The sequence below is a fragment of the uncultured Zoogloea sp. genome (assembly GCF_937894855.1).
GTDB lineage: Bacteria > Pseudomonadota > Gammaproteobacteria > Burkholderiales > Rhodocyclaceae > Zoogloea > Zoogloea oryzae.
Window position 1 is genome coordinate 22,601 of record NZ_CALAYQ010000031.1, and the last position, 7,455, is coordinate 30,055.

Below are 7,455 nucleotides of genomic sequence, written 5' to 3' on the forward strand. Positions count from 1 at the left end.
GGGCGGCCGGTTGCGTGGGTGGGTAGTCCTACGGGGATGTCGGCCCCGGCCGACAGGTGCTTGCGCCAGTGGCTGATCGAGATGCTCCTCGGGACGCGGGAAGATGACTCCGTGTTCACTACCCGATAAGGAGACAGCCATGAACCAGAGAATGATCGAAACCCAGCATCTGCCCCATCCGGTTGACGGCAAGGTCACGACGCCGATGGCGCCAAGTGCTGACGACAAATCCACTGCAACCAAGATCGGCCTGGTGGGCGGGGCTGCCTCGGGCGTTGCCACCGGCGTGGCGGTTGGCGCGGCAACGGCGGGCCCGGTGGGTGCGGCGGTTGGCGGGGTGATCGGCGCCGTGGCCGGCGCTGCCGGCGGCAAGGCGCTGGTCGATACGATCGGGCCTGCGGCCGATGACGATGTGTATTGGGCCGACGCCCACGTTCGGGAGCCTTACTATCGCCCGGGCACGCCCTATGAATACTACCGCCCTGCTTTCGAGCATGGCTGGCTGGGGGTGGAGCGCTACCCCGGCACGTATGTGGAGGCTGAATCCCGCCTCGCCGAAGACTGGCTGCGCTCGCCGGGCCGCAACATGGCGTGGGACGACGCACGTCCGGCCGTGCAGGCTGCCTGGGAGCGGGCTGCGTCGCGCCGCACCGCGCGTGCCGTCGAAGGGGAGCCCGTCGACCCCGACGAGCTGATCGATACCCTCAACACCCTGCTGGTGATGAGCCGCGACGGGGAAGAAGGTTTCCGTCATGCGGCGGCGCACGCGAAGATGCCGGCGATTTCGGCGGTGATGCAGCGTCGCGCTGGCGATTGCGCATCGGCAGTCATCGAACTCGACAACGAGATCGAACGGCTCGGCGGACGTCCGGCAGAGCATGGTTCGGTGCAGGGCGCGCTCATGCGTGGCTGGACCAGCCTGAAGACGGTTTTCAGCTCCGAGGACGACAAGATCGTGCTGGACGCGTGCGTCGCGGCGGAGGATGAGGCGCTGCAGACCTTCCGGGATGCGCTCGGCAAGCCGATGCCGGCTTCGGTGCGCGCCCTGGTGGAGCGCCAGCTGGAAGGCGTGCGCCGCAACCTGGCGGAGATGGTGCGCTTGCGCGACGGGCTCGGTTGAGTCGACTGCGGGCGGGGGCGCTAAGGCCATCAACGACCCTGCCGGATGCTGCCCTTTGAGGCTTGCGGGCCCGTCACCGTGTTCGGTGGCGGGCCCGTGTGTTCACCAGCCAGGTGGCCGGATCTGGCGGATGGCATCGCGGCGCTTGGCGTGAGCTTGCCCGCTGGTGGTTTGCATGACAGGCGGCGCACCAAAAGAAAAACCCGAGGGCGGGGGCGCCACTCGGGTTAAATCCACACCAAAGGAGGAGGGTGGAGGAGACAGCTGCAGAATAGCGCTGCAGATGCTGCGCTGCAACATCCGAGTTGTATCGGGTTGTTATTCCGTCACGGAAGCGCTCGCAGCCGGTTGTCGGCCGGCTGTGTTTTCTTGTGTGGGGGGCGTCAGTCGCCGCGAGAGAGCGCCGGGCGACGGCCGACCTCGACCTTGATGTCGAGCTTCTCCTTGCCACGACGCAGTTCGAAACCGGCCTGGCGGCCCGGGGGGAGGGCGGCGATGGCTTCGAGCATGGCTTGGGGGTCGTTCACCTTGCGGCCATCGACGGACAGCAGCACGTCGCCGGGGCGCACGCCGGAGCGGTCGGCCGGGCTGCTGCGCATCACGCCGGAGATCAGCGTGCCTTCGGACGAGGGCAGGCCGAAGGAATCGGCGAGTTCGGGGGTGATCGCCTGGACTTCGACGCCGATCCAGCCGCGGGTGACGGCGCCGGTCTGGATGATCTGCTCCATCACGTTGCGGGCCAGCGACACGGGGATGGCAAAGCCGATGCCCAGCGAGCCACCGGTGCGCGAGTAGATCGCCGAGTTGATGCCGATCAGGTTGCCGGCGGCATCCACCAGCGCGCCGCCGGAGTTGCCGGGGTTGATGGCGGCGTCGGTCTGGATGAAGTCTTCAAAGGTGTTGATGCCCAGGTGGGTGCGCCCCAGGGCCGAGACGATGCCCATCGTCACCGTCTGGCCGACGCCGAAGGGGTTGCCGATGGCGAGCACCACGTCGCCCACGTGGAGCTGTTCCGGGTGGCCGAAGGTGATCGCGTTGAGCTTGCTGTCGGCCTTGACCTGCAGCACCGCGAGATCGGATTCCGGGTCGCGGCCGACGATGCGGGCGGGCAGCTTGCGGCCGTCGTTGAGGGCCACTTCGATCTCGTCGGCGGCCTCGACCACGTGGTTGTTGGTGAGCACATAGCCTTCGGGCGAGACGATGACGCCGGAGCCGAGGCCGGAGGCGCGCTGCTGGGGGCGGTTGTCGAGGCGGTCGCCGAAGAAGTGGCGGAACAGGGGGTCGTCGGCAAAGGGGTGGCGCTGGCTCTTCACGTCCTTGCTGGTGAAGATGTGCACCACCGCCGGCAGGGCCCGCTGGGCGGCGTCGGCGTAGGAGGTGGTGGTGCGCCCGGCGGGCGCTGTGGCCGGCGCGATGGCTTCCTGGATGGTGATGGCGGGCAGGGCAGGGCGGTCGCTGACCCACTCCGGCTTGAGGGTGCTGACGACGAAAAGCAGCGCCACCGAGATGGTGACGGCTTGGGCGAAGATCATCCAAAGGCGATGCATCGTAGAATCGGCCACCGGCGCCAGCGGGCGCCTTCAAATTGCGGAATGCTTGAAAAAGGAATGACGGCCATGGAACGAGCCGAACTGCAGCGCTATCTCGACACCCTGCTGGATGTCGCACGCTTCAAGGATTATTGCCCAAACGGCCTGCAGGTGGAAGGTCGGGCACAGGTCTCGCGGATCGTCTGCGGGGTGACCGCGAGCCAGGCCCTGCTTGACGCGGCGGTGGCGCGGGGTGCCGATGCGGTGCTGGTCCATCACGGCTATTTCTGGCGCGGCGAGGACGGCTGCATCACCGGGCTGCGCCGGCGGCGGTTGGGTACGCTGATTGCCAACGACATCAACCTGTTCGCCTATCACCTGCCGCTGGATGCCCACCCCGAGCTCGGCAACAACGCCCAGCTCGCCCGGCTGATGGGTTGGCTGCCGGAAGGGCGCTTCGGCGAACAGGACATCGGGTGGACGGGACGGCTTGCCGAGGGCGAGTCCCTCGACGCCCTGGCCCGCGGCGCGGCGGCCCGGCTGGGGCGCGAGCCGCTGATGCTGGGCGACCCGGGGCGGCGGATCGAGCGGATCGCCTGGTGCACGGGCGGCGCCCAGGGCTACTTCGAACAGGCGATCGCCCAGGGGGTGGATTGCTTCGTGTCGGGCGAGGCCTCGGAGCCGACCACCCATCTGGCGCGGGAATCCGGCGTGGCCTATCTGGGCATCGGCCACCACGCCAGCGAGCGCTACGGCGTGAAGGCCCTGGGGGCGCATCTGGCCGCGGCGTTCGGGATCGAGGCGGAGTTTGTGGAGGTGGACAACCCGGTCTGACGGCCGGGGTGGGTTACACGTCGAAGGCGGAGAGGGTCGGCGGCGGGGCGGGCTCCATCGCCTCGAGGGTCGGCTCGACCGGCGGCTTGTAGGGGCCGAGCTCATCGTCGAGGATGGCGAGCAGCAGCAGGAGCTCCTCGACCACCCTGAGGGGAAAGCCCTGGCGGGTGCCGTTGCGGTTGTCGCGCAGGATCTGGTGGATGTAGATCTGGGCTTCCTGGGTGCCCCAAAGGTCCTGCAGGCGCTGGCAGATGTGGGCCATCTGCTCGACGGTGTCCGGGGTGGAGCGGATGTCCTTGAAGTCGTTCCAGCTCACCATCTTGACGTTGAAGGTCTTGTTGAGCTGGCGGGTGAGGACTTCGAATTCGGCCCGCATGCCGGCCACGTAATAAACCTCGAGGAGCTTCAGCCACGGCTTGACGGCCTGGCGCGGGTTGTTGCGGATGTAGTCGGCGAGGGTTTCGGCGGCGCCCTGGGTGCGGCCGAAGGACATCATGATCTCGGCGAGTTCCAGCGCCGAATCCTGCTCGTCCACTGTCTGGTCGAAGGGGATCGGATGGGCCGGGGCGAAGGTGGGCTCGGCCCATTCGCCGCCGTGATCGACCACCGGAGGGGGCTCGGAGTGGTCGGCATGGTGGATCTGCGGCTCGTCCCGCTCGGGGGGCAGCGGGGCGTTCTTCTTCTCGATCTGCTGGCTGCGGGTGGAGGGCGGCGCGCTGATGCGGAAATCGGGCTGAGTGGTGGGCTCGCCGGTATCTTCCTCGTAGGCCTCGGCGTTGCGGCGACGGCGCAGCCAGATCAGCGCTCCGCCGCCTGCCAGCACCGCGATCAGGCCGCCCACAGGCGCGCCCCACACGTGAAGCTGTTCGGCGATGTCGGGCGGGAGACCGCCGGTGGCCGGCTGGGCTGGCGCAGGAGCCGGGGCGGCAGGCGCGGGCGTCGGAGCCGCAACTGCGGCATGGGCCGCAGGCGGGGCGCCGTCGAGCTGGGCGACCTTTTCCTTCAGCATCGCCTGGTATTCCTCCAGGCGTTTGATCTTCTCGTTGACCTCGAGCTGCGCGGCGATCCGGTCGTCGATCTCGGTGAGGGTGCGCTGCTCCTGGCGCAGCTGCTGGCGGGCGCCGTCCGATTCGTCTTCTGAGGGCGGATTGAGCAGGGCGAGGCTCATGCGCAGCGGCACGAGGCCGGCCTCGGCGCCGCTGCCCAGGATCAGGCGGTCGTGGCGGGGCGGTTCGGTGCGGCGGGCTGCGGCGGCTTCGCGCCGGGATGCCTTGGGCGCCTTCGCTACGGGGGCGGTCGCCTCGGCGGGCTGGCTGCCGCGGGCCGGGCCGGTGCCTTCGGCAGCAGGGGCAACTGCCGCACGCGGCGGGCGGGGCGGTCTGGCCTGGACGGGCGGGCGCGGGGCGGTGTCTTCGACCGGCGCGGCAACCGGCAGGTTGGGCGACGTGCCGGCACCGACGCGCAGGACCGGCGGCTGAAGCAAGATCGGGTAGTCGCGGCGGACATCGCCACCGCAATTGACCAGCAGGCCGAGCATCGCGATCGGATGATTCACCGGATCGCGGGTGGTGACGATCAGGCGGTCGCCGGAAAGGCGCACGCGCGCGTCGTAGATCCAGGGGATGTCGTCGTTGCCGGCGTTGTTGCCGACCCGCTTGAAGCAGGTGGCGTCGAATTCCTCACCGGCTGCACGCACCAGACGGACTTCGGCCCGCAGCGGCTCTCCCAGCGCGGACCGGGTGACCAGATCCCCAAGTCCGACCGCTCCTGCTGTTGGAGCACCTAGGGGAATGAGGGTTGCTACGAGCAGGGATAGTGACTTGCGCGCGCTGTTCATCAAAACGTTGGTCGTGGTCCGGCAAGCAGAAGCCTGGTGGGTTGAGCGGTGGTGCGCGCAGAGCAGGCACCTTCGCCAAAGCTACAGTATTCTAAAGAAGTTTGTCGGCCGTAGCGGGCCGTTGTCGGCCTGTCGGGGGGCTCAATTGTGACGTGTGGTACCCCGAACGGCATTTTTTACGAGTTTTTTAGCCTTTTCTGCTTTTTTATTGCCATGCCCCTGCCTGACCCGAAATCGCCGCGTACCCGGGCCCACCATCGACGCATCGATGTCGAGGGATTCGTGCGCGACGACGGCCTGTTCGATCTGGATGCCCGCCTCACCGATCTGAAGGATATTGATTACCCGCTGTCGTCGGGCCTTCGCAAGCGTGGCGACCCCGTCCACGACCTGTTCATCCGCGTGACCATCGACCCTCAGTTCAACATCGTCGATGTGCAAGCGTGTTCCGACTGGGTGCCATACCCCGGCGCCTGCGACACCATCGGCCCCGCCTACCGCCAGCTGATCGGGCTCAATCTGGTACGGGGTTTGCGGCGCACGGTGGGCGAGATGTTCGCCGACGTCCGCGGCTGCTCGCACCTCACCGAACTGCTCCTGTCGCTGCCCACCGCTGCCATCCAGACCTTCGCCACCTTCCGTCGCGACAACGACGAGGAGGTCGAAAAACCCTTTCAGCTCGATCGCTGTCACGCCCTCGAAACCACCACCGAAACCGTGCTGCGCTACTACCCCCGCTGGTATCGCGGCGGCGATGATGGCTAGGGGTCGGGAAAACCGCAGTTGCGCTGCAGCGTGAAATCGGTCGCGCCGCTGGTTTCGTATATAATCAATTGATCCGTAATCCGGGGCGCCTGCGGCAAACGTCGTCTGCCCCCGGGGCTGGATCGCCTTTCGAGTGGCCGGGCCAGCTGGCCTGACGCGCGAGAGGGAAAAGCGGTGTCTGCGTTGGACGAGGGAGAACGGCGCAGGTATCGCGGGGTGCGTCAGCACTCCGAAGAGTCCCATCAACCAAGCGTAAGCGGCCTTTTCAGGCCAAGACTTCGATCGAAGGGCAACCATGAAAATTCATGAATATCAGGGCAAGCAAATCCTGAAGAAGTTCGGCGTCACGGTTCCGCGCGGTATCCACTGCACGACCGTCGACGACGCGGTCAAGGCAGCGGAAACCCTGGGTGGCAAGGTTTGGGTCGTGAAGGCCCAGATCCACGCCGGCGGACGCGGCAAGGGCGGTGGCGTGAAAGTCGCCAAGTCTCTTGACGAAGTGCGTCAGTACGCCAGCCAGATCCTCGGCATGCAGCTCATCACCCACCAGACCGGCCCCGAAGGCCAGAAGGTGCGTAACCTGCTGATCGAGGAAGGTGCCGACATCAAGCACGAGTACTACGTCGCCGCGCTGACCGACCGTGCCACCCAGTCCGTTGCCATGATGGCTTCGTACGAAGGCGGTATGGACATCGAGGAAGTTGCTCACAAGACCCCGGAAAAGATCGTCAAGGTCTTCATCAACCCGCTGGTCGGCCTGACCGACGAGCAGGCGCTCACCCTGGCCAAGGGCATGGGCATGAACGAGGCCTCCATTCCGCAGTGTGTCGACACGCTCAAGAAGCTGTACACCTGCTACATGGAAACCGACGCTTCGCTGGCGGAAATCAACCCGCTGATCCACGAAGGCGACGGCACCGTCAAGGCGCTCGACGCCAAGTTCAATTTCGACTCCAACGCCCTCTATCGCCAGCAGGAAATCGTCGCGATGCGCGACCTGGACGAAGAAGACGCGGACGAAATCGAAGCCTCCAAGTTTGATCTGGCCTACATCTCCCTGGACGGCAACATCGGCTGTCTGGTGAACGGTGCCGGTCTGGCGATGGCCACCATGGACACCATCAAGCTGTTCGGTGCCGAGCCGGCCAACTTCCTCGACGTGGGCGGCGGCGCCACCACCGAGAAGGTGACCGAAGCCTTCAAGATCATGCTCAAGAACCCCAAGGTCAAGGGCATTCTCGTCAACATCTTCGGCGGCATCATGCGCTGCGACACCATCGCCACCGGCGTGGTCACCGCTGCCCGTGAAGTGCACCTGTCGGTTCCGCTGGTCGTCCGCATGAAGGGCACCAACGAAGACATCGGCAAGC

Annotated in this window: 6 protein-coding genes; 4 read left to right on the forward strand and 2 right to left on the reverse strand. The window is 66.7% G+C overall.

Annotated elements, in window-relative coordinates; genetic code table 11:
* The first annotated feature begins 139 nt into the window (after nt 1-139).
* Entirely contained in the window at nt 140-1,120 is a 981-nt protein-coding gene (locus tag Q0672_RS03045) for a PA2169 family four-helix-bundle protein (RefSeq protein ID WP_153162747.1), read from the forward strand.
* 383 nt (nt 1,121-1,503) lie between these two features.
* Here Q0672_RS03045 and Q0672_RS03050 read toward each other — a convergent pair whose 3' ends face one another.
* On the reverse strand, nt 1,504-2,667 hold the full coding sequence (locus Q0672_RS03050; RefSeq protein ID WP_153162748.1) for a Do family serine endopeptidase: 1,164 nt from the start codon (nt 2,665-2,667) through the stop codon (nt 1,504-1,506).
* Nucleotides 2,668-2,736: 69 nt separating this feature from the next.
* On the opposite strand from Q0672_RS03050, the gene Q0672_RS03055 reads away from it, so the two are divergent.
* Nucleotides 2,737-3,483 carry a Nif3-like dinuclear metal center hexameric protein gene (locus tag Q0672_RS03055; protein ID WP_153162749.1) on the forward strand — a complete coding sequence of 249 codons (747 nt, stop codon included), beginning with the start codon at nt 2,737-2,739 and terminating at the stop codon, nt 3,481-3,483.
* A gap of 13 nt (nt 3,484-3,496) precedes the next feature.
* Here the strand turns inward: Q0672_RS03055 and Q0672_RS03060 are convergent, their stop codons facing one another.
* On the reverse strand, nt 3,497-5,179 hold the full coding sequence (locus Q0672_RS03060) for a hypothetical protein (RefSeq protein ID WP_298619593.1): 1,683 nt from the start codon (nt 5,177-5,179) through the stop codon (nt 3,497-3,499).
* A gap of 354 nt (nt 5,180-5,533) precedes the next feature.
* Between Q0672_RS03060 and Q0672_RS03065 the strand changes: the two genes are divergently transcribed.
* Nucleotides 5,534-6,085: a DUF2889 domain-containing protein gene (locus Q0672_RS03065; protein WP_298619595.1), complete on the forward strand. Its 552-nt coding sequence runs from the start codon at nt 5,534-5,536 to the stop codon at nt 6,083-6,085.
* Between the two features lie 295 nt (nt 6,086-6,380).
* The coding region (gene sucC, locus Q0672_RS03070) for an ADP-forming succinate--CoA ligase subunit beta (RefSeq protein WP_298619597.1) at nt 6,381-7,455 on the forward strand (1,075 nt) is incomplete at its 3' end.

Excerpts from the sequence above, each read along its gene's own strand:
- Q0672_RS03045 (WP_153162747.1), top strand. The coding sequence starts at position 140 with ATGAACCAGAGAATGATCGAAACCCAGCATCTGCCCCATCCGGTTGAC.
- Q0672_RS03050 (WP_153162748.1), bottom strand. The coding sequence starts at position 2,667 with ATGCATCGCCTTTGGATGATCTTCGCCCAAGCCGTCACCATCTCGGTG.
- Q0672_RS03055 (WP_153162749.1), top strand. The coding sequence starts at position 2,737 with ATGGAACGAGCCGAACTGCAGCGCTATCTCGACACCCTGCTGGATGTC.
- Q0672_RS03065 (WP_298619595.1), top strand. The coding sequence starts at position 5,534 with ATGCCCCTGCCTGACCCGAAATCGCCGCGTACCCGGGCCCACCATCGA.